The 20,999-nt window shown below is 73.9% G+C and carries 14 protein-coding genes and 1 pseudogene; 7 read left to right on the forward strand and 8 right to left on the reverse strand.

The genetic code is table 11. The features are described from left to right. Positions 1–13 precede the first annotated feature (13 nt). Positions 14–2,404 carry a malto-oligosyltrehalose synthase gene (gene treY / locus KCH_RS09560; RefSeq protein WP_035861349.1) on the forward strand — a complete coding sequence of 797 codons (2,391 nt, stop codon included), beginning with the start codon at positions 14–16 and terminating at the stop codon, positions 2,402–2,404. Continuing rightward, positions 2,404–4,137, forward strand: a complete 1,734-nt coding sequence (treZ, locus tag KCH_RS09565) for a malto-oligosyltrehalose trehalohydrolase (RefSeq protein WP_035861352.1) — start codon at positions 2,404–2,406, stop codon at positions 4,135–4,137. The genes treY and treZ overlap by 1 nt, the downstream gene beginning before the upstream one ends. Position 4,138: 1 nt before the next feature. On the opposite strand, the gene KCH_RS09570 is transcribed toward treZ, so the two are convergent. Both KCH_RS09570 and KCH_RS09575 read right to left on the reverse strand, forming a co-directional pair. After that, positions 4,139–5,044: a transketolase family protein gene (locus tag KCH_RS09570; protein WP_035861355.1), complete on the reverse strand. Its 906-nt coding sequence runs from the start codon at positions 5,042–5,044 to the stop codon at positions 4,139–4,141. A gap of 127 nt (positions 5,045–5,171) precedes the next feature. Continuing rightward, the gene (locus tag KCH_RS09575; protein ID WP_035871357.1) at positions 5,172–5,888 is read right to left on the reverse strand and encodes a thiamine pyrophosphate-dependent enzyme; all 717 of its coding nucleotides are present in this window, start codon (positions 5,886–5,888) and stop codon (positions 5,172–5,174) included. 66 nt (positions 5,889–5,954) lie between these two features. Between KCH_RS09575 and soxR the strand changes: the two genes are divergently transcribed. From soxR to KCH_RS45955, 3 genes are all read left to right on the forward strand, one after another. Next, complete coding sequence (gene soxR / locus KCH_RS09580) at positions 5,955–6,446, forward strand: redox-sensitive transcriptional activator SoxR (protein ID WP_035861361.1); 492 nt, start codon at positions 5,955–5,957, stop codon at positions 6,444–6,446. Between the two features lie 107 nt (positions 6,447–6,553). Further along, positions 6,554–7,402: an SAM-dependent methyltransferase gene (locus KCH_RS09585; protein WP_035861374.1), complete on the forward strand. Its 849-nt coding sequence runs from the start codon at positions 6,554–6,556 to the stop codon at positions 7,400–7,402. A gap of 67 nt (positions 7,403–7,469) precedes the next feature. Further along, on the forward strand, positions 7,470–8,516 hold the full coding sequence (locus KCH_RS45955) for a sulfurtransferase (protein ID WP_341865365.1): 1,047 nt from the start codon (positions 7,470–7,472) through the stop codon (positions 8,514–8,516). Between the two features lie 1,141 nt (positions 8,517–9,657). On the opposite strand, the gene KCH_RS09605 is transcribed toward KCH_RS45955, so the two are convergent. From KCH_RS09605 to coaE, 5 genes are all read right to left on the reverse strand, one after another. Then, on the reverse strand, positions 9,658–11,610 hold the full coding sequence (locus KCH_RS09605; RefSeq protein WP_051652923.1) for a hypothetical protein: 1,953 nt from the start codon (positions 11,608–11,610) through the stop codon (positions 9,658–9,660). Continuing rightward, positions 11,607–12,353 (reverse strand): toll/interleukin-1 receptor domain-containing protein, encoded by a 747-nt coding sequence (locus KCH_RS09610; protein WP_244305258.1) that lies wholly within the window; start codon positions 12,351–12,353, stop codon positions 11,607–11,609. Before KCH_RS09610 ends, KCH_RS09605 begins: the two co-directional genes overlap by 4 nt. A 62-nt stretch (positions 12,354–12,415) precedes the next feature. After that, on the reverse strand, positions 12,416–13,756 hold the full coding sequence (locus KCH_RS09615) for a helix-turn-helix domain-containing protein (RefSeq protein ID WP_341865366.1): 1,341 nt from the start codon (positions 13,754–13,756) through the stop codon (positions 12,416–12,418). 47 nt (positions 13,757–13,803) lie between these two features. Beyond that, entirely contained in the window at positions 13,804–15,894 is a 2,091-nt protein-coding gene (locus tag KCH_RS09620) for an MMPL family transporter (protein WP_035861389.1), read from the reverse strand. 185 nt (positions 15,895–16,079) lie between these two features. Continuing rightward, positions 16,080–16,676 carry a dephospho-CoA kinase gene (gene coaE / locus KCH_RS09625; protein WP_035861392.1) on the reverse strand — a complete coding sequence of 199 codons (597 nt, stop codon included), beginning with the start codon at positions 16,674–16,676 and terminating at the stop codon, positions 16,080–16,082. Between the two features lie 222 nt (positions 16,677–16,898). Here coaE and KCH_RS47135 point away from each other — a divergent pair. Together KCH_RS47135 and KCH_RS46565 are read left to right on the forward strand one after the other, a co-directional pair. Next, positions 16,899–17,515 (forward strand): annotated as a pseudogene (locus KCH_RS47135) (alkaline phosphatase family protein); the annotation flags it as partial. A 98-nt stretch (positions 17,516–17,613) separates the two neighbouring features. Next, on the forward strand, positions 17,614–17,775 hold the full coding sequence (locus KCH_RS46565) for a hypothetical protein (protein WP_341865367.1): 162 nt from the start codon (positions 17,614–17,616) through the stop codon (positions 17,773–17,775). A gap of 23 nt (positions 17,776–17,798) precedes the next feature. Here KCH_RS46565 and KCH_RS09635 read toward each other — a convergent pair whose 3' ends face one another. Then, on the reverse strand, positions 17,799–20,618 hold the full coding sequence (locus KCH_RS09635; protein ID WP_051652925.1) for an MMPL family transporter: 2,820 nt from the start codon (positions 20,616–20,618) through the stop codon (positions 17,799–17,801). Positions 20,619–20,999 lie beyond the last annotated feature (381 nt).

Below are 20,999 nucleotides of genomic sequence, written 5' to 3' on the forward strand. Positions count from 1 at the left end.
GTAGGGATCGGGTATGACGTCAGCCGCCGCACGCCCCTCGACGGCCCGCTACCCGACCGCCACCTACCGGCTCCAGCTCCAGCCGGAGTTCACCCTGCACGACGCCCGCCGGGCGGTGCCGTACCTGGCGGCGCTCGGCGTCTCCCACCTGCACCTGTCGCCGCTGCTGGCGGCCGTGCCCGGCTCCACGCACGGCTACGACACGGTCGACCACGGCCGGGTCGCCGAACAGCTCGGCGGAGAGGGCGCGCTGCGCGAACTCGCCGCCGAGGCGCGGCGGCACGGCCTCGGCCTGATCGCCGACGTGGTGCCCAACCACATGGCGCTGCCCGTCCCCGAGCAGCTGAACCGGCCGCTGTGGCAGGTGCTGGCGAACGGCCCCGACGACCCGTTCGCGGCCTGGTTCGACATCGACTGGACGGCCCAGCCCGGCCCGGTCGACGCCCCGGACCGCGGCCGGCTGCTGCTGCCGCTGCTCGGCGACCGGCTCGGCGCCGAACTCGGCCGGCTGACCGTCGACGGCGAGGTGCTGCGCTACCACGAGCACGCCTTCCCGCTGCGCCCCGGCACCGCGCACCTGCCGCTCCCGGAGCTGCTGGACCGCCAGTGGTACCGGCTGGCCTGGTGGAAGCTCGCCGACGAGCAGATCAACTACCGGCGGTTCTTCACCGTCAACGAGCTGATCGCGGTCCGGATGGAAGTCCCCGAGGTGTTCGAGGCGACGCACGCGGTGCTGCTGCGGCTGCACCGCGAGGGCGTCCTGGACGGCTTCCGGATCGACCACCCGGACGGCCTCGTCGACCCGCGCGGCTACCTGCGGCGCCTCGCCGAGGCCACCGGCGGCGCGTACACCGTGGTGGAGAAGATCCTCACCGGCGACGAGCGGCTCCCCGCCGACTGGCCCTGTGCGGGCACCACCGGCTACGACGCGCTGCGCCGCATCGACGGGGTGCTGACGGACCATCGGGGCGCCGAGCAGCTGGCCGCCGCCTACCGCCGCGACGTCGCCGACCCGGCGGACGCCGCGGCCTCCGCACTGATCGGCCGCGCCGAGATGGTCGCCCCCGACGGCGAGCTGGCCGCCGAGACCGACCGGCTGGTGCGGCTGGTCGAGCGGATCTGCGCGGACGGCCCCGAGCTGGCCGACCACTCGCCGCTGGCGGTGCGCCGGGCCCTGGAGGGCCTGCTGACGGAGTATCCGGTGTACCGGCCGTACGTGGTGCCCGGCGAGCCCGCACCGCCGGCCGCCGTCGAGGCGCTCGCCCCGCCGGAGGGCGCCTCGGACACCGAGCGGCTGGTGCGCGGCCTGGCGCTCGGCGCGCTGGGCCGCTCGCCCGCGAAGGACGAGTTCTGCCACCGCTTCGCCCAGACCGCCTCGGCGGTGGCCGCGAAGGGCGTGGAGGACACCGCGTTCTACCGGTTCAACGCCCTGCTGTCGCTGAACGAGGTCGGCGGCCTGCCGGAGCGCCCCGGCGTGCCGGTGGCGGACTTCCACCGCTGGTGCGAGCAGCAGGAGCGGGACTGGCCGCACGCCCTGACGGCGCTGTCCACGCACGACACCAAGCGCAGCGCGGACGCCCGGGCCCGGCTCGCCGTGCTGGCCGAGCTGCCGGAGGCGTGGGCCGCGGAGTGCGCGGCGTGGACGGTGGCGGCCGGCCCGTGCCCGGACCGGCCGTCCGCCTGGCTGCTGTGGCAGACCCTGCTGGCGGCGTGGCCGCTGTCCGAGGAGCGGCTGCTCGGCGTGGTGCTGAAGTCGGTCCGGGAGGCGAAGCGCCGCACCTCGTGGACGGAGCAGGACGAGCCGTTCGAGCAGCGGCTCGCCCAGTACGTGCGGGGCGCGCTGGCCAACCCCGGCCTGTGCCCGCGGATCGAGGGCTTCGTCGGCCTGCTGGCGCCGTTCGCCCGGGTCAACTCGCTGTCGGCGGCGCTGCTGCACCTGCTGGTGCCGGGCGTGCCGGACGTCTTCCAGGGCGGCGAGGAGCCGCTGTACACGCTGGTCGACCCGGACAACCGGGCGCCGGTGGACCTGGACGCGCTGGCGGTGCGGCTGACCGACGCCGCCGCGCCGCGCCCCGGCGACCTGGCCCGGGAGAAGCTGCACCTGACCACCACCGCCCTGCACCTGCGCCGCTCCGGCGCGCTCGGCGCCCACCGGCCGCTGTCCGGGTCCGGCCCGGCCGCCGAGCACCTGGTGGCCTTCGCCCGCGGCGAGCGGGTGCTCGTCGCGGCGACCCGCCTGCCGTACGGGCTGCACCGGGCGGGCGGCTGGCGGGACACCGTGCTGGAGCTGCCGCCGGGCCGCTGGACGGACCGGCTGGCGGGCCGGCACTTCCTCGGCGGGCCGGTCGAACTCTCGTATCTGTTCCAGCAGTTGCCGGTGGCGCTGCTGGTGGAGGGGGAATGATGCGGTACCGGGTGTGGGCGCCGGAGGCCCGGGTGGTCGAGGTGGAGGTCGGGGCGATCCCGTACCTGCTGGAGCGCGACCCGGCCCGCCCGGGCTGGTGGCACGGCGACGGACCGGACGGCGACTACGGCTTCCGCATCGACGGCCGCCCGGCGCTGCCCGATCCGCGCTCCCCCCGGCAGCCGTCCGGCCCGGACGGGCCGAGCCGCCCCGTCGACCACGCCGCGTTCCGCTGGTCGGAGACCGCCTGGCGGGGCCGCCCGCTGCCGGGCGCGGTGGTGTACGAGCTGCACGTGGGCACCTTCACCGCCGGCGGCACCTTCGACGCGGCCGCCGAGCGGCTCGACCACCTGGCCGAACTCGGCGTCGACTTCGTCGAGTTGATGCCGGTCTGCCCGTTCCCCGGCCGGCACGGCTGGGGCTACGACGGGGTCGCGCCGTGGGCGGTGCACGAGCCCTACGGCGGCCCCGACGGGCTGAAGCGCTTCGTCGACGCGGCGCACCTGCGCGGCCTCGGCGTGATCCTCGACGTGGTGCACAACCACCTCGGCCCGTCCGGCAACTACCTGCCCGCCTTCGGCCCGTACTTCACCGACCGGCACCACACGCCGTGGGGCGCCGCCGTCAACCTGGACGCGCCGGGCTCGGACGAGGTGCGGGCGTACCTGATCGGCAGCGCGCTGGCCTGGCTGCGCGACTACCGGATCGACGGGCTGCGCCTGGACGCGGTGCACGCCCTGGCGGACGACCGGGCGCTGCCGTTCCTGGAGGAACTCGCCGCCGAGGTCGACACCTTGGCCGAGGCGACCGGCCGGCCGCTGTTCCTGGTCGCCGAGTCCGACCTGAACGACCCGCGCACCACCACGCCCCGCCCGGCCGGCGGCCTGGGCCTGGCCGCGCAGTGGAGCGACGACTTCCACCACGCCCTGCACACCCTGCTGACCGGCGAACGGCAGGGCTACTACGCGGACTTCGCCGCCGACCCGTGGGCGGCGCTCGCCAAGACCCTGACCCGCGGCTTCTTCCACGACGGCAGCTGGTCCTCGTTCCGGGGCCGCTCGCACGGCCGCCCGTTCCCCACCGCGTACGGGCACCGGCTGCTGGGCTACGCGCAGACCCACGACCAGATCGGCAACCGGGCCACCGGCGACCGGCTCTCCGCCGCGCTGCCGCCCGGCCGGCTCGCCGCCGCCGCCGCGCTGGTCCTCACCTCGCCGTTCACGCCGATGCTGTTCATGGGCGAGGAGTGGGGCGCGGCCACCCCGTGGCAGTACTTCACCGACCACACCGATCCGCAGCTCGCCGAGGCCGTCCGGCAGGGCCGCCGCCGGGAGTTCGCCGAGCACGGCTGGCGCGCCGAGGACGTCCCCGACCCGCAGGACCCGGCCACGGTGCGGGCCTCCACCCTGGACTGGTCCGAGCCCGGCCGCGCCCCGCACGCCGAACTCCTCGCCTGGTACCGCTCGTTGATCCGGCTGCGGCGCGCCGCGCCGGAGCTGGCGGACGGCGACCTGGCGGCGGTGCGGGTGCGCCACGACGCGGCGGCGGGCTGGCTGGCCGTGCACCGGGGCCGCTACCGGGTGCTCGTCCGGCTCGGCGGCGAACGGCGGGCCGCCGTCCCGCTGGAGGGCGAACTCGCCGCCCTGGAAGCCGCGTTCGGCGACGTGCAGGCCGGCCCGAACGGTGCGGTGCTGCTCGGGCCGGACTCGGTGGCGGTGCTGCGGACCGCCTGAGTCACCACAGGAACGAGGCGATCCGGCCGTGCAGGTGGGCCGCGTCCAAGCCGTACGCCGCCAGGTGCTCCGGCAGCGACCCGTAGTGCCGGTGCTCGGCCACCGGCACACCCAACCCGAGGACGCGGTGCGGCAGTTGCTCCAGCGCCCGGTGCGCCTCGCGCTCCGAGGTACCGGCCAGGTACGGCTCGACCAGCACCACGTCGCCCCGCTCGCCGACCGCCGCCCGCAGGCCCGCCGCGTCGAACGGCCGCACCGTGGCCGCGTACAGCACCGTCACGTCGAGCGTCTCGGTGGCCTCCAGCACCGCGTCCAGCATCGGGCCGACCGCCAGCACCACGCCGCGGCCGCCCTCACGGACCGTCAGGAACCGGCCGGGGACGACCGGCCGGGCCTCCCGGTTCTGCTGCACGGACAGCCGCACGTACTGCAGGCTGTCGCCGGCCGCGACGGCGTGCCGCAGCAGCAGGTCGGCCTCGGCGGGGTGGCCGGGGACGTGCACGTGCCAGCCGGGGAGGGTGTCCAGCAGCGCGACGTCGCCGGGCGCCATGTGGGTGCGGCCGCCGGCCGGCCAGTCGTAGGAGCCGGCCGCGCTCACCAGCACCGCGCCGACGCCCTGGTGGACCAGGTCCAGCTTCACCTGCTCGAAGGGCCGCTCGATCAGGAAGCTGGCGAAGGTGTGCGCGATCGGCCGCATCCCGGTCAGCGCCAGGCCGCCGGCCGCGCCGATCAGCAACTGCTCGCGGATACCGACGTTCACCACCCGGTCCGGGTGGGCGCGGGCCGCCTCGGCGAACTGCGCGGCGCCGATGTCGGCGAGCACCACGGCGGTGCGCGGGTCCTGGTCGAGCAGTTCGGCGGTGGTCAGCGCGAACTGGTCGCGCATCGTCAACTCTTCGGTGGTCATGGCGCGTTGTCTCCGCTCTCGGCCGTTCGCTCGGCCTCGGCACGTCGGGGTCGGTACGTCGGGGGTCGGTGCTCGGGTATCGCGGCCCGGTTCCCGGGGCTCAGCTCCCGGGGCTCAGCTCTCGGGCTCAGTTCTTGGGTTCGACGCGGGCCACCACCACGTGCGGGCGGCCCGGGTGCGGGGCGGTGAACGCCCGGTACAGCTCCTCGTGGTCGCGGCCGTCCACGGTCGCCGTCGACCAGCCCTCGCCGGCGAACCGGGCCGCGATGCCGCCGTTCCAGCCGTGCGTGGCCGAGGAGTTGTCGATCACCACGGCGTGCAGCCGCTCCAGCCCGTACGCGCCGGCGAAGGCCACCGCCTCGTGGTTGCTGCCCTCGTCGAACTCGGCGTCGCCGATCAGCACCCACACCGCCGAGGAGTCCAGGCCCTGCGCCCGCAGCCCCAGCGCCGTGCCGACCGCCAGCGGCAGCCCGTGGCCGAGCGACCCGGAGCCGATCTCCGCGCCGGGCACCAGCAGCCGGTCCGGGTGGTGGCCGAGCGGCGAGTCGTACGCGCCGAAGCTCGACAGCAGCTCCACCGGGAAGAAGCCCTTCGCGGCCAGCACCGCGTAGTACGCCATCGGGCCGTGGCCCTTGGACAGCAGGAAGCGGTCCCGGTCCTGCGCGTCCACCGTGTCCGGGCCGACGTTCAGCACCCGGTCGTACAGCACCCACAGGGCGTCCAGGGTGGAGGTGGCGGCCGGGGTGTGCTTCTCGTCGCCGGTCATCAGCGAGATCAGGTGCGGCAGGTCGTCCCGGCCCGGGGCGGGGGCGCTGCCGAGGGTGCTCGTTGCGTCGCTCGTCATGGCCACGAGCATCCAACTTCAAGCCCGCTTCAAGTCAAGCACCGGCCGGCGGTAGGCTCCGGGGGCATGACGCCCTCCCGGCACGACCGCCTCACCATCGGCCAACTCGCCGAGCGCAGCGGCCTCGCCACCTCCGCGCTGCGCTACTACGAGAGCCTCGGCCTGATCCACTCCGAGCGCACCACCGGAAACCAGCGCCGCTACGCCCGGTCCACGCTGCGCCGGATCGCCTTCGTCCGGGCCGCCCAGCAGGTCGGCCTCTCCCTCGACGAGGTCCGCACCGCCCTCGCCCGGCTCCCCGAGGACCGCGCCCCCACCCCCCGCGACTGGCACACCGTGGCCGGCGCCTGGCAGCACCGCATCGACCGGCAGATCGCCGAACTCCAGCAGATGAAAGCCAAGTTGACGGGATGCATCGGCTGCGGCTGCCTGTCCCTGAGCCGCTGCGCGCTGTACAACGCCGACGACCGCGCCGCCGCCGCCGGACCGGGCGCCCGCTACCTGCTCACCCGCGACCCGGACGACGGCCCGGAGCCCGCTGTCGGACCCGAGGGATAGCCTTGGCCCCGCTCCCGGGCGACCGGTTTCGGCCATCCGTCGTCGAACCGGTTTCCCGGCCGTCTATGCTGCCCCCGAAAGCGCGTTCCACCGACGGGGGGCCGGACATGACCGATCATCAGGAGATCTCGCTCGACTGGATGTCCGGCGACCAGAGTCCGCCGCCGTCCGCCGAGCTGCGCCCGGAAGTGCCGCACCCGGCACGGATGTACGACTACTACATCGGCGGCAAGGACAACTTCCCCGCCGACCGGGCCGCCGCCGAGCAGGTGCTGGCGCTCAGCCCGCTGGTGCGGATCAGCGCGCTCGCCAACCGCGCCTTCCTGCAGCGCGCCGTGCGCACCCTCGCCGAACAGGGCGTCCGGCAGTTCCTCGACATCGGCACCGGCATCCCCTCGGCGGGCAACACCCACGAGATAGCCCAGTCCGTGGCGCCCTCGTCCCGGGTCGCCTACCTGGACAACGACCCGATCGTGCTGGTGCACGGCCGGGCCCTGCTGTCCGGCGCCCGCCCGGGCAGCGTCAGCGTCCTGCAGGCCGACCTGCGCGACCCGAAGGCGATCCTCGCCGACCCCGCCGTCCGCGAACTGCTCGACCTGGACCGGCCGGTGGCCCTGCTGCTGTTCGCGATCCTGCACTTCATCGACGACGCCGACGACCCGTACGCGATCGTCCGCACCCTGGTCGACGCGCTGCCCTCCGGCAGCTACCTGGCGCTCTCGCACGCCACCGCCGACTTCGTCGACCCGAACGAGGCCGGCAAGGGCCCCGCCGTGTACCGCGCCGCGACCGCGCAGCTCACCATGCGCACCCGCGAGCAGGTGCTGCGCTTCTTCGACGGCCTGGAACTGCTCGACCCCGGCCTGGTCACCGCCCCGCTGTGGCGGCCCGACCAGGCCCCGCAGGACACCGACGGCGAGGTCGCCATCTGGTCCGGCGTCGCCCGCAAGCCCTGACGCCGCCCGCGGCGCCGCCCGGCGGCGGTGCGATCATGGGGCTCCCCTCACCGACGGAGCCGCCGCCATGACCGCACTGCCGCCGCCCCTGGTCGACCCCTCCTGGCTGGCCGAGCGCCTCGCCGACCCCGACCTGGTCGTCCTGGACGCGAGCGTCGGCGCGCACCGCCACGCCGCCCACCGCATCCCCGGCGCCCGCCCGTTCGACCTCGACGGCGCGCTGTCCGACCAGGCCTCCGACCTGCCGCACACCATGCCCTCGGCCGCCGACTTCCAGCGCGAACTGCGCGCCCTCGGCGTCAACGACCGCTCCACCGTGGTCGTCTACGACGGCGCCGGCATCTACTCGGCCCCCCGCGCCTGGTGGATGCTGCGCGCCATGGGCTTCGACCGCGCCGCCGTCCTGGACGGCGGACTCCCCGCCTGGCAGGCCGCCGGACACCCCGTCACCACCGAGCAACTCCCCTGCTCCCCGGGCGACTTCACCGCCCGCCCGCGCCCCGGCCTGCTCGTCGACCGGAGCGCCGTGGCCGCCGCCCTCGCCGACCCCGACACTGCCGTCCTGGACGCCCGCTCCCACGAGCGCTTCACCGGCGCCGCCCCCGAACCCCGCCCCCACCTGCGCCGCGGCCACCTCCCGGCTCCACCAGCCTCCCCTTCACCGAGCTCCTCACCCCCGACGGCCGCTACCTCCCCTCCCCGACCTCCACGCCCGCCTCGCCGCCGCCACCGCCTCCCGCCCCCGCCTCGTCACCACCTGCGGCTCCGGCGTCACCGCCTGCATCCTCGCCTTCGCCGCCCACCTCACCACCCACCCCACCCCCACCGTCTACGACGGCTCCTGGTCCGACTGGGGCCGCCCCGACGCCGACCTCCCGTTCGCCACGGGCACCTGACGGCCTGCCAAAGGCCCCGAGCAGGACACGCTCGGGGCCGACGGCCTCACTCTCCCGCTGACCCCTGCTGGGGCGGATTCCCGGCGGGCGGCATCGAGGCGAACAGCGGGGAGGTCCCGCTGCGGTCCGTCGCCGGACCGAACCAGTCGGGCTCGGCGTCGTCGGCCGGCCCGGCAACGTATTCGGGTCCGGCAACGTACACGGGCCTGGCGGTGTAGACCGGCCCGGCAGCGTCGGCGGGAGAGTCCTCGGACTCTGCCCGCACCGCTTGCTCGGTGGCACGCTCGACTCGGTGGAGCCACACCCTCCCCTCGTCGCTGTCGGGCCTGACACCCAGGTTGCTCATCAGGTCCGCCATCTGCCGCGCGGCCGATCCCTTGCCGTCGGGCTCCGCAGCGGGCGGCGGCACGTGCCCCAGAAGGTCGAGGAGCTCCTCCTCCTGGTCCGGGAGCTGGTCCTCCCCGTCGGGCCCGGCGTCGAACTGCGGCTCCTGCCTCAGCTGCTCGGCGACCTCCTCGTCCAACTCCGGGTCCGCCAGCGGGTCCCCGTCCTCACCGGGCCGGTGGTCGACGTAACGGCGGAAGACCTCCGGCACCTCGGTGTCATTGGCAGCCGCAGCCAGTTCGGCCAGCGGACCGATCAGACTGACTGCCCCCTCGATGTCCTCCTCGTGGCGGGACAGCCACCACACCACCGCCGAACCGGTCGACTTCAGGACCTCGCCACCGACGTAGGCGCACCGACTGCGTTCGTACTGCCGCTGATGCTCCCACGCCTCCTCGGCCTTCCGCAGCATGGCCAGCTTCTCCAGCCTGGCCCGATCCTCCTCCGAAACGCTGACCGTCACGGCCACGGCCATCACGGCCACCATGCCCGAACTGTCGTGCACCTGGGCACCCAGGGCCCCGTTGAGCCGGTAGGCCGCCAGGTCGGCCTGGGCCGGATGCTCGCCCACAGCGATCTGCCGGGCGCGACTCACGACCGTATCGACGGCCACGGCCGCCATGGCGGCGTGCGCCGACGTGTGGAACGACCGGGACGGCCGCCACCGAACGGTGGCCGAGAAGCGGAACTCGTAGTCCGGTACACAACTCGGCAGGAGCAGGTTCTCCAACCTGGTTTCGTGGAACGGCGGTTCGGCCGGTGGTTCGGGCTGCGGCCGGATGTGCTCAATCGGCGGTTGTGCGGCCGGCGGTTCCTGCGGCGTCCTGACTACCAGGAACAGGCCCGCCAAGGCCATCGCTGTGATGCTCACCAGGGCCCAGAGCCAGATCGGCCAGTGCAGACTCCATCCGACCACGACCGGCAGCAGGCCTCCGACGGCCACGGCGAGGAACGCTTGAACCATGTTGCGGTGCCTCACGAGGCCTCCCAGGAATACGTGGGTTGGTTGTCGTTGCAGAGGTTCTCGTCCATGCCCTGGGCACGGTCGATCGAGCGCCAGAAGCGCGCGGCGACGGCCAGCCGGGAAGCGTCGGACAACGGCGGGCCGCCCAGTCCGGTCCGCTGCCACGCCAGGGCCGTCAGGTACAACTGATTGAGAAGCCCGGTCCGGCGACCGGCCGCCTGCGTCATCACGCCCGGAGCACGCTCCCAAGCGGGGTCCACCGCAGCGGCCGCCAGCCAGCTACACACCACCGGCTCCCAACCGGCCCGGTCGAGACCGGCCAGAACGCTGCGCCAGACCGGTACCAACTCGGGGGCGGTCGGCTCGATCCGCAGGTGTGAGGGGTCGAGCAGGGCGATCAGGAGCCGATACCCGAACTTCGGCTCCGACCGGCCGCCGGAGAAGATCCTCTCGAACAGATGCCGGAACAGGCGCCGGTCGCTCCGGGCCAGTTCGAGCACCGCATAGGTCGCGGCCCCGACGTGGTGCCGGCTGGACAGGTGGTACAGGCGGGTCAGCGCCAGATCGGGATGGGTCGCAGCCAGCACATGGCGGCAGACATCGGTCAGCGTCTCGGCCAGTCGTGGCGTCAACTGACCTAGGGCGGCGCGCTGGTAGATCTGCTTCCGGGTCGTGGCACCGTACTTCTCGTGCTCCAGCCCTTGCGCGATCAACAGCGCGGCCTCGGCCGACAGCGCTCCGTCGGCGCCGGAGGTCCATCGCTCGGCGAGCTCCCAGAGGTCGTCGGGGCGCCCGACCGCCAACACCTGCTCGGCGAAGCGCGTCACCAACTCCCGGCGCTCCGCCAGCCCGAGACCCGGCAGGTGGACCGCATCGGCCATCCACTCCACCAAGTGGTCACGCAGGCCTGGAAAGTAGGTCCAGAAGTGCGTTCGCACGGCACCGCTGTAGGCCAGCCGGTCGAAGTCGAGCCGCCCGCCCTGGCTTCGCGTCATCTGCAGGGCGCGGAGCCGCATGAGCAGATCCGGGCCGACCAGGGCCGACTGACTCTCGACCGGGTGGCGAGCCTGTCGGATCAGTCCTTCGGCTGCCGCAACGACCGCGTCCATCGGGGCACCGTCGAGCATCGCCCCCGCCAACAGCAGGGCACGGTCCCGGCCCTCGGTCAGACCGTCGACCTGCTGTGCGACCTCGTCCGCCCAGTTGGTGACCGCCGGCACCGCCGCCGTGCACCAGTCCGCGAAGGCGGTTCCGTGCCGACGGCTCGCCCTGGCTTCGCCGATGGTTCGGGCCAGCCGTGCAATGTCCCGCATGGGCGCGCTCGCCAGCAGGTCCTTGAGCTCCGGACGTTCCAGGTCCTCCGATCCGAACGGAAGCCCGTCCGAACGCAGGTGCCGCGCCAACACGGCGCTCCCTCGGGGCCGTTCGATCCTGACCAGGTAGGGCTGGAGCTCCGGGGCGAGCCTGCGTTCGAGCATCGGGGAGAGGATCACCACCAGCCTGGCGCCGGTGCGCTCCGTCGCGGAACGGTAGACACCGAGCCGTTCCCACGCGCCCCGGACATCCTCCATCGCCAGCGCCGACAGGTCGAGAAGCAACCGATCGTCGGGCCCGACGTCCAGTCGGTCGTCGTCCCCGCGTTCGAGTGAGAGCTCCTCGAAGTTTCCCTCGTCGCCGTCCAGTTCGTGCAGGAGCACAGTCGCGGCGGCGCGCCGGCCGACCCCCGCCTCACCGGTCAGCAGAACGGTGACTCCCGGTTTGGCCAGGCGATCGGATGCCTGACCGAGGTTGCGCGGCCGCACGAACCGCTGGCTGAGCCAGCGCCGGTCGTCCGCTGCGATCCGCAGCCGCTCGGCCCTTGAACGCAGGAACTCCCCTGCATGGAAATGAACGTTCTGATCGCCGGGACCGTTGTTGATCGGCCCCTGGGCATCAATGATCCGGATACTGTCCGGCGTACTCACCTGTCCCGGCCGCCCTCACGCCCGGACACTCCACCGAACTGCTGCCGGGAATCCCTGACATCACCGCCGTCGAGGTACTGGACTCCCATGCCGTCACCACTGAACTGCGGCCCGCTGTTCAGATTGCCGCTGCCGGTGTGGATCGGCCCGCGCGGCGAGTTGATCACCGTGCCGGACAGGTCTCCGCCGACGGCGCCGACTCCGTCCCGCATCCGCAGTCGGCCGACGCGCTCCCGCCCGTCCTTGGCCGGGCGCCCCTCGGGCTCCTTGCGCCGGGAGTCGAGCTTGGCCAGCGCGGGCACCAACTCCGCCAGATCGTCACCGATCCGAGCGAGGTCCGCATACGAGTTCCGCATGTCCAGTCGGCGGTAGTGGCAGTCAGCGAGCTCGGCGAGCTCGGTCGGCAGCTGGCTCGCGTCGAAGCGCGGCGAGTCGGCCAGGATCGGAATCACCACGGCACCGCTCTCGAACGCCTCAATGATCTCCCGGCGCGTCCAGTCGGCCGGGTCCTCGATTGCGGGCTGCTCTCCCGGCTTTCGCGGTTCGAACCAGTGGCGGCCGATCACCGCGAGCAGCACGTGGCAGCGACGCACTGCAGTGATCAGCTGCTGGGGGAAGCGGCTGCCGGGCGCGATCGACTTGCTCGCGCGGAACACCTGATCGGTGCCGAACCTGCCGGACAGCTCGTGCTCCAGCAGCGCGGCGACCGCATCGCCGTCTCCCGTACGGTAGTTGACGAACACGATGGACAAGCTGAACAGTCCCTTCTAGGACGGATGGACGGGTTGATGCACCGGGCCGCCGCTCAGGGACGGTCGGTGGAGAGCACTTCGAGCAGGGCCGGCTGCAACTCCCGCACGGCCCGGTGGGCTCGGAACCGGCCCAGTTCGCGGTCGAGCCGCCGCACGTCGGCCGCGACGGTCGCGGACCGCACCTCACCGGCAATGCCGACGAGTTCACCCGCGACGGCGCAGGACCGCTCGACCTCGCCGGCCGCCGCATGGGCCAGCGCCTGTCGAAGGCCGTAGCGGGTGCGGGTGCGCAAGGCGTGGGCCGGAATGCGCGCGCACTCGCGGTCCAGGACCTCAGCCGCCTCTTTCGGACGCCCCAGGTCGTACAGGCACCAGCCGGTGACCATCGCCGCAGGATCCGGGAGGTTGCTGGTGCCGATGACCGGGCCCGACGCCTCGTCACGGGTGGCGTACGCCAGGAACTCGTGCGCCTGGTCGAGGCTCCGCATGCAGCGCAGGTGGTCCCCGCCCAGGGCATGTCCCTGCGCCTCCCGCTGCGCCGCGAGGCCCCTGATGCGGTACGGCAGCCTGCGGTTCTCGGCCGCGGCACCGGCCAGTGCGACCGTCTGGGCCGCGTCGCCGTCGTAGAAGGTCACGAGTGCCCTGCGCACCAGCGCGTACGACGCGAGGTGCAGGTCGCCGGCTTCCTCCGCGAGGTCCACCGCCTCGGCGGTGTGTTCGATCGCGGCTCGGGCGTCTCCGGCCTCCTGCGCCATCCACCCCGTGAACTCCGCGAAACGGGAGGCCAGCAGGAGCAGTTCGGACCTGGTCCGTCCGCCGGTGGACGCCGCGATGCGCGCAGTGGTCCGCCCCTGTTCAATCAGCAGCGGGAGCAGGACGGCGGGGTCGACGCACTGTCCGAGCCGCCGCGCGCGGTCGTACTCCTCCCGCAGGAGCGCGGTCGGCGTGAACTCGACCGGCGCGGTCGTGCCCGTACCGGTCCGGCGGCCGGCGCCCCGTCCGGGCGCGGACAGTGCCAGCAGGGAGAATGCGCCGGCGGTCATCAGCTCACGTCGCCCGGTGCCCGCCTGCCGACCGCTCTCGACCAGGTCCTCGATCAGGCCGCTCAGCCTTCCCTCGGCGTCAAGGGCCGCGTCGCACCGGCGGGCGAGGTCGATCGAGGCCGCCCGCTCACCCCGTTCGACCTTGCTGAGGTAGCCCTTGCTGTAGGTCAGGCGCCTGGCCAGGCCTTCGAGCGAGAGCCCCCGCTCCTCACGCAGGCGGCGCAGTTCGGCACCGAACGAAAGCGTCATGGACATGCCACATACTCCTCCGGGAACGTCCCGCTCGTCGCAGAAGGCGGGGAACCAGGGGCGTTCCGTCCGGCCCCTCGGAGAAGAAGTCTGGCACGCCATGCATACGCACCGTGGCGTTCTGTAAGGGTTTCCTGTCGCCAACCGTGCTACCCCGGTAGCTGCTCCCGCGGCGAGGTCCGGTACAGGCGGCTGGGCCACCACATGCGGTGGCGGAGGTCCGCGGTGAGGGCGGTGACCAGGACGGAGCGGACCACGAGGGTGTCGAGCAGGACGCCGAGGGCGACGGCGAAGCCGATCTCGGCGAAGGCGACGACGGGCAGCGTGCCGAGGACCGCGAAGGTCGCGGCGAGGATCAGGCCGGCGGAGGTGATGACGCCGCCGGTGGCGGCGAGGCCGGCGACGGCGCCGCGACGGGTGCCGAGGTGGGCGGACTCCTCCCGGACCCGGGTCATCAGGAAGATGTTGTAGTCGATGCCGAGCGCGACCAGGAACACGAACACGAACAGCGGGAACGCCTGGTCCTGGGCCTCGAAGTGGAAGACGTGCGCGAAGAAGAACGCGCTGATCCCGAGCGCCGCCGCGTACGACAGCACCACGGTGGCGATCAGCACCAGCGGCGCGACGACGGCCCGCAGCAGCGCGGCGAGGATCAGCAGGACCACGCCCAGCACCAGCGGAATGATCGTCCGGTTGTCGTGCGTCGCAGCCCGCCCGGCGTCCAGCAGCACCGCGCTGGAGCCGCCGACCTTCGCGTCCGCGCCGGGCACGGCGTGCACCGCCTCGCGGACCCGGTCGACGGTGGCCCGGGCCGCGGCGCTGTCGGGCGCGTCGGTGAGCGTCGCGGGGAACAGCGCCTCGCCGCCGCGCACCTCGGCGGGCCCGATCCCGGCGATGCCGGGGGTGGCCGCGACGGCCTGCCGGACGGCGTCCAGGGGCGGCCCGGCGTTGCCGACCACCGTCAGCGGGGCGCCCGTCCCGCCGGGGAAGTGCGCGGCCAGCACCTGCTGGCCGGTGACGGAGTCGGGGGTGCCGGTGAACGTCCCGGCGGTGCTCAGGCCGGTCGCGTTCAGCGACACCAGCCCGGCGGTGCAGGCGGCCAGCGCCAGCGCGGTGCCGATCCACACCTTGCGCGGCCGGTGGGCGATCCAGGCGCCGGTCCGCGCCCACCGCCCGGTGCGGGTCGGCTCGGGCGTGCCGAAGGCGGGCCGCACCGGCCAGAACACCCAGCGTCCGCAGGCCACCAGCAGCGCGGGCAGCAGGGTGAGCATCGCCACCAGGGCGACGGCCACGCCGATCGCGCAGACCGGGCCGAGGCCGCGGGTGGAGTTCATGTCGGCGATCAGCAGGCACAGCATCGACGCGGCGACGGTCGCCGAACTCGCCAGGATCGCCGGCCCGGCCCGGTGCAGGGCGGCGGCCATCGCCTCGTGCCGGTCCTCGTGGCGGCGCAGCTCCTCCCGGTAGCGGGCGGTCAGCAGCAGCGCGTAGTCGGTGCCCGCGCCGAGCACCAGCACGATCAGGATGCCCGCGCTCTGCCCGTTGACGGTCAGTCCGGCGTGCGCCGCGAACAGGTAGATCACACCCTCGGCGACCGTCAGCGCGGCGCCGGCGGACAGCAGCGGCAGCAGCCACAGCACCGGGCTGCGGTAGGTGAGCAGCAGCAGCACGATCACCACGGTGACGGTCGCGTACAGCAGCGTGCCGTCGATGCCCGCGAACGCCTTCGCCTGGTCGGCGCCGATCCCGGCGGGCCCGGTGACGTGGGTGACCAGCCCGGGCTGCGCGCCGGCGGAGGCGGTGGCGCGCAGGCTGTCCACGGCGGGCCCGAGGTTGTTCCACCCGGTGGTGCCGACCTGCACGGGCACCACGGTCTGCAGCGCCTGCCCGTCCGCGGAGGCGACCGGCCCGACCACCGGCGCGACCACGTGCGGGGCGCCGGCGAACGCCTCGGCGTCGCGGACGGCCTTGGCGTGGTCCTCGACGGTGATGCCGCCCGCCCGCTGGTAGACCACGACGGCGTCGGCGGTGTCCACCGGCCGGAACCGGCGCTGCGCCTCCAGCACCTGCGTGGACTCGGCGTTCGCGGGCAGCCAGCTGGACGCCTGGTTGTCCTCGGCGCCCATCAGCTTCCCCGCCAGCGGCGCGGCGAACAGCAGCACCACCAGCCAGAGCGCCAGGACCACCCACTTGCGGCGCCGCCCGCACGGCAGCGCCGCCCACCTGTTGCCGGAACTCATCGTGACCGGCCCCCAGCTCAGGACCCCGGGCGGGCCGACCGCCGCACCCTCGTCGTTCCAGCATCCCGCCGGCCCCGGTCCCCCGCGCGGCGGCAACCGGGTCGCGCGCCGAACCCGGCGGTGCTCCGGCGAACAGGCCGGCCCGGCGCTGCTCCGGCGGCGAGGCAGACCGCTCCGGCAAGGGGTCAGGCCCGGCGCTGCTCCAGCTGCTGCCACAGTTCGCGGACCCGGGCGGTGAGCTGCTCCAGGTCGCCGCTGTTGTCGAGGACGAGGTCGGCGACGGCGAGCCGGTCCTCGCGGGTGGCCTGGGCGGCCATCCGGGCCCTGGCCTCGTCCTCGGGCATGCCGCGCAGCTCGGTCAGCCGGCGCAGGCGTTCGGCGTCGGGGACGTCGATGACCACGACCAGGTCGTACAGCGGGGCGAGTCCGTTCTCGGCGAGCAGCGGGACGTCGTGGACGACGATCGCGTCCTGCCCGGCGGCGGCCTCCAGTTCGGCGGAGCGGGCCCGGACCAGCGGGTGCACGATCGCGTTCAGTGCGGCCAGCCGGGCCGGGTCGCCGAACACGATCCGGCCGAGCGCGGGCCGGTCGAGCGAGCCGTCGGGCAGCAGCACCCCGGCGCCGAACTCGGCTGCCACCGCGGCCAGTCCGGGCGTCCCGGGGGCGACCACCTCACGGGCGATCAGGTCCGAGTCCACGATCACCGCGCCCAGCGCGGCCAGTTGGCGGGAGACCTCGCTCTTGCCCGCGCCGATGCCGCCCGTCAGTCCGATCCTCAGCATGCCGTCAGGTTACCGGCCCGTACCGGGGCGCTCGGCGGGGCCCGCCCCGGAGCGGACCCGGAGCGAACGCCGGACGAACTCCGCGGGAACTCTCGGACCCTCCACCCAAGGGCCGTCCGAAAAAAGTTGTCCATACAGCTCTACGCGCCGCCCGGGGCCGCTAGGGTGCCGAACACCTGCATCGAACACCCTCCGCACCCTCGAACGATCGGAGCACCATCCGTGTCCAGCAACTGGCCCGCCGGCCCGCGCCGGGTCCTGGTCGTCGGCATCGACGGCGTCCGCCTCGACCTGCTGCCCGACCTGCACACCCCGCACCTGGACGCGGTCGCCGCCGCCGGTTTCCTCGGCCGCGTCGAGGTCGACGACGCCACCCCGACCATGTCCGGCCCGTGCTGGGCGACCATCGTCACCGGCGTCGGCGTCGCCAAGCACGGCGTGCTCGGCAACCACTTCGGCGGCCACCGCCTCGACGTCTTCCCGGACTTCACCACCCGCCTGGCCAAGCAGCACCGCCGCCGCACCTTCGCGGCCGGCGGCTGGGAGCCGCTGTTCCTGGCCCGCGACGGCGGCCCGCTGTTCAACGCCCCGGCCGCCTGGCGTACATCGCGCCGCTGGAGGACACCCCGGAGGCCTGGGAGGTCTGCGACGAGCGGGTCACCGCCGAGGCCGAGTACGTGCTCGCCCGCTCCGACGACGACCCGCAGGCCTCCTTCGTCTACCTCGGCGCGGTCGACGAGACGGCGCACTTCCGCGGCTGCGGCGAGGACTACCGCCGCTCGGTCGAGGCCGCCGACGTCCGCCTCGGCCGCCTGCTGGGCGCGCTGCGCGAGCGCTCCACGTACGCCGCCGAGGAGTGGACGGTCATCGTGGTCACCGACCACGGGCACGTGGACGCCGGCGGCCACGGCGGGCGCAGCGAACTGGAGCGCACCGCGTGGATCGCCGCCTCCGGCCCCGGCATCGCCCCGGCGCCCCGGTCGGCCCGCTGCACCACACCGACGTCGCCGCGCACGTGTACGCGGCCCTGGAGATCGCCCCCGACCCGCACTGGACGCTCGACGGCCGCCCGTTCACGGCCGCCGTGCCCGCCGTCTGACGGCCGGTCACCCCGACCGGCCGTCAGCCCCGCGCCGCCGCCCGGCGACCGGCCCTCCCGGCGACCGGCCCTCCCGGCGGGCCGTCAGACCAGCTCGACCGACTCGCCGGCGGTGAGCATCCGGTACTCCACGCCGCCGGTGCCGGGCCCTGCGGGCCGAGCAGCCGCCCGTGGACAGCCTGCCCGGCCTCGCTGAGCGTCGCCTCGTGGATCGCCACCGCCTGCCGGGGGCGGGCGTCGCGCAGGTAGTCGACCAGCTCGGCCACCCGCAGCCACGGCGCGCCGAGCGGCAGCAGCAGGGTATCGACGGTGTCCGGCGGGACGGTCAGCGCGTCGCCCGGATGGAACACCCGGCCGCCGAGCAGGAACCCGATGTTGTGGATCCGCTCGATGTCCGGGTGGATCTCCGCGTGCCACTCGCCGTGCACCGTCACCGGCAGCCCGTCCAGGTCGAACGCGTCGCCGTCCCCGACCACCGTGACCCGCGCCCCGATGCCGTCCAACTGCCGGGCCACCGACCGGTTGGTGTACACCCGCAGGCCCGGGTTCGCCTCCACGGCGGCCCGCACCTGCGGTTCGGTGAAGTGGTCCATGTGCTCGTGGGTGATCAGCAGGGCGCTCACGTCCCGCACCACCTCGGGGCCGGTGAACATGCCGGGATCGATCAGCACCGCCCCCTCCGCGTGCTCGATCCGGACGCAGGCATGGCCGAACTTCGTCAGTCGCATGCGCCCAAGCCTAGGACGCGGGCACCAGTGCCGGGGCTCTGCCGCGCGCGGTGCGGGCACCGCGGGCGGGGTGAGCGGCGGCAGGTCGACGTGCTCGCTGAGGCCGATGATCCGGTGCAGGCGGCGCAGCGGGCCGGGCGCCCACCAGTTGAGCCGGCCGAACAGCGACATGGTGGCGGGCACCAGCAGGGTCCGGACCAGGGTCGCGTCGACCGCGACCGCCACGGCCAGCGCAACGCCCATCTGCTTGACCATCAGCATCTGCCCGGCGGCGAACCCGGCGAACACGATCACCATCAGCAGGCCGGCCGAGGTGATGATCCGCCCGCTGCGCTGCAGTCCCAGCTCCACCGACCGCAGGCAGCCGTGGCCCTGGTCGTGCAGCTCCTTGATCCGGGAGAGCAGGAACACCTCGTAGTCCATCGACAGGCCGAACGCGAAGGCGAACACCAGCACCGGGATGATCGTCTCCAGGCCGCCGGTGGGCGTGAAGCCGAGCAGCCCGCTGAAGTAGCCGTGCTGGAACACCAGGGTCAGCGCGCCCAGCGAGGCGCCCAGCGACAGCACGTTCATCAGCAGCGCCTTGACCGGCAGCACCACCGACCCGGTCATCATGAACAGCAGCACCAGCGTCCCGGCCGCGACCAGGCCCAGCGCCCACGGCCCGCGCGAGCCGATCTCGTGCTGGAAGTCGACCAGTGACGCGGCGTCGCCCGTCACGTACGTGTTCAGCCCGCCGCGGTGCTCGCGCAGCTCGCCGACCACCCGCTTGGCCTCCGCGCCCTGCGGGTCGCCCTTCACCAGCACGTCCACGGTCTGCACCCCGTCCGAGACGGGCGTCACGGCGCGCACCCCGGACACGCCCGGCAGGGCGGCGACCACCGTGTCCGCGTAGCGCTGCGCCTGCTGGGCGGTGCCCTCGACGACCACCTGCACGGGGGCCGGGGCCTGCTGCGGGAAACGTTCCTGCACGGCCTCGGCGACCTGCCGGGACGAGAAGCTCTTCGGCAGCACGTCGGCGCCCGAGTTCCGGAAGTGCGAGCCCAGGAACGGCGCGCCCGCCGCGAGCAGCAGCGCCACGCACGCCAGCATCACCGGCACCGCCCGCCGCTGCACCCGGCGCACCGTCCGGGAGAAGAAGCCCTCGTCCGGGACGGGCGAGGTCGGCGCCTTGATCCGGCGGCCCATGAAGCCCAGCAGCGCCGGCACCAGCGTCAGCGCCGCCGCGACCGCGATCACCACCACGCTCACGCCCGCCACCGCGACCGCCCGGAACACCGGACTGGTGAACACGAACAGGCCGCTCAGCGCCACCGCGACGGTCAAGCCCGAGAACGCGACCGTCCGGCCGGCCGTCGCCGCCGTCCGCTCCACCGCCTGCGCGATCGTCGCGCCGTGGCCGCGTTCCTCCCGGAACCGGTTCACCATCAGCAGCGCGTAGTCGATCGACAGGCCCAGGCCCAGCACCGTCGCGATCGGCAGCACGGACGTGTCGATGTCCATGATCCGGCTGAAACCGAACATCGCCAGCAGCGCCCCGCCCACCGAGGCCACCGCCCCGATGCCCGGCAGCCCCGCCGCGGCCAGCCCGCCGAACACCAGCACCATCACGATCAGGGTGAGCGGCAGCGTCACGATCTCCCCGAACCGGGTGTCCTTCGCGGTCTGGTCCTTCACCTCCTGCTGGAGCACCAGGTCACCGCCCACCACGGTGTGCGCCCCGTCGGCGGTGATCTGCTCCAGCCGGTCCGTCACCGCGCTCAGTTGCTTGGCCGACGACCCGTCCGCCATCCGCACGCTCACCAGCGACGCCTTGCCGTCGTCCGCGGTCAGCTGCCCGCCGGTCGAGTACGTGTCCGCCACCGAGAGCACGCCCGGCAGCTTCGCCAGCTCCGAACTCGCCTGCTGGACGGCCGCCTTCACGCCTTCGGCGCCCACCGCCGGCCCGTCCACCACCGCCGTCACGGTGCCCTGCACCGGATCCGCGGCCTGGACGACGGACGTGCCGCGCGCCGACTCCGACCCCCCGTTGCCGGTCCCCGCCACCGACCCCTCGAACACCCGCCCGCCGATCAGCACCCCCACCGCGAGCACGACCGCCCAGAACCCCAGCACCCAGCGACGGTGCCGAAAACACACCCGCCCGAGCGCGGCCAACCGACCTCGAACCTGGAGAACCTGGACCTCTGCTGCTGCGGTGGAGCGAGAGCTTCGCATGCGGGGCGCCTTTCGGACAACTGCCCCAAAGGTATGCGCGACTCCGCAAACGTCCTATAGCCGGACGATGAGCCTCATCTCACAATTCCCTTCACATAAACGCCACTTAAGCTCCCCCACTCCCACTCCCACTCACCCACCCGCCCCCTGCCACCGCAGCACACCCTCCCCTCGCGGGTGGCCAGGCCGGCAGATGGGCGCAAAACCTCAGCCGCGCGCAGCGCACCCCCCCTTGGCGGGTGCCCGGGCGCAAAAAGCAGGAACCCCCCGCCCAGGGAA

It is taken from the genome of Kitasatospora cheerisanensis KCTC 2395, from assembly GCF_000696185.1.
GTDB lineage: Bacteria > Actinomycetota > Actinomycetes > Streptomycetales > Streptomycetaceae > Kitasatospora > Kitasatospora cheerisanensis.

Excerpts from the sequence above, each read along its gene's own strand:
- treY (WP_035861349.1), top strand. The coding sequence starts at position 14 with ATGACGTCAGCCGCCGCACGCCCCTCGACGGCCCGCTACCCGACCGCC.
- treZ (WP_035861352.1), top strand. The coding sequence starts at position 2,404 with ATGCGGTACCGGGTGTGGGCGCCGGAGGCCCGGGTGGTCGAGGTGGAG.
- KCH_RS09570 (WP_035861355.1), bottom strand. The coding sequence starts at position 5,044 with ATGACCACCGAAGAGTTGACGATGCGCGACCAGTTCGCGCTGACCACC.
- KCH_RS09575 (WP_035871357.1), bottom strand. The coding sequence starts at position 5,888 with ATGACGAGCGACGCAACGAGCACCCTCGGCAGCGCCCCCGCCCCGGGC.
- soxR (WP_035861361.1), top strand. The coding sequence starts at position 5,955 with ATGACGCCCTCCCGGCACGACCGCCTCACCATCGGCCAACTCGCCGAG.
- KCH_RS09585 (WP_035861374.1), top strand. The coding sequence starts at position 6,554 with ATGACCGATCATCAGGAGATCTCGCTCGACTGGATGTCCGGCGACCAG.
- KCH_RS45955 (WP_341865365.1), top strand. The coding sequence starts at position 7,470 with ATGACCGCACTGCCGCCGCCCCTGGTCGACCCCTCCTGGCTGGCCGAG.
- KCH_RS09615 (WP_341865366.1), bottom strand. The coding sequence starts at position 13,756 with ATGGCGTGCCAGACTTCTTCTCCGAGGGGCCGGACGGAACGCCCCTGG.
- KCH_RS09620 (WP_035861389.1), bottom strand. The coding sequence starts at position 15,894 with ATGAGTTCCGGCAACAGGTGGGCGGCGCTGCCGTGCGGGCGGCGCCGC.
- coaE (WP_035861392.1), bottom strand. The coding sequence starts at position 16,676 with ATGCTGAGGATCGGACTGACGGGCGGCATCGGCGCGGGCAAGAGCGAG.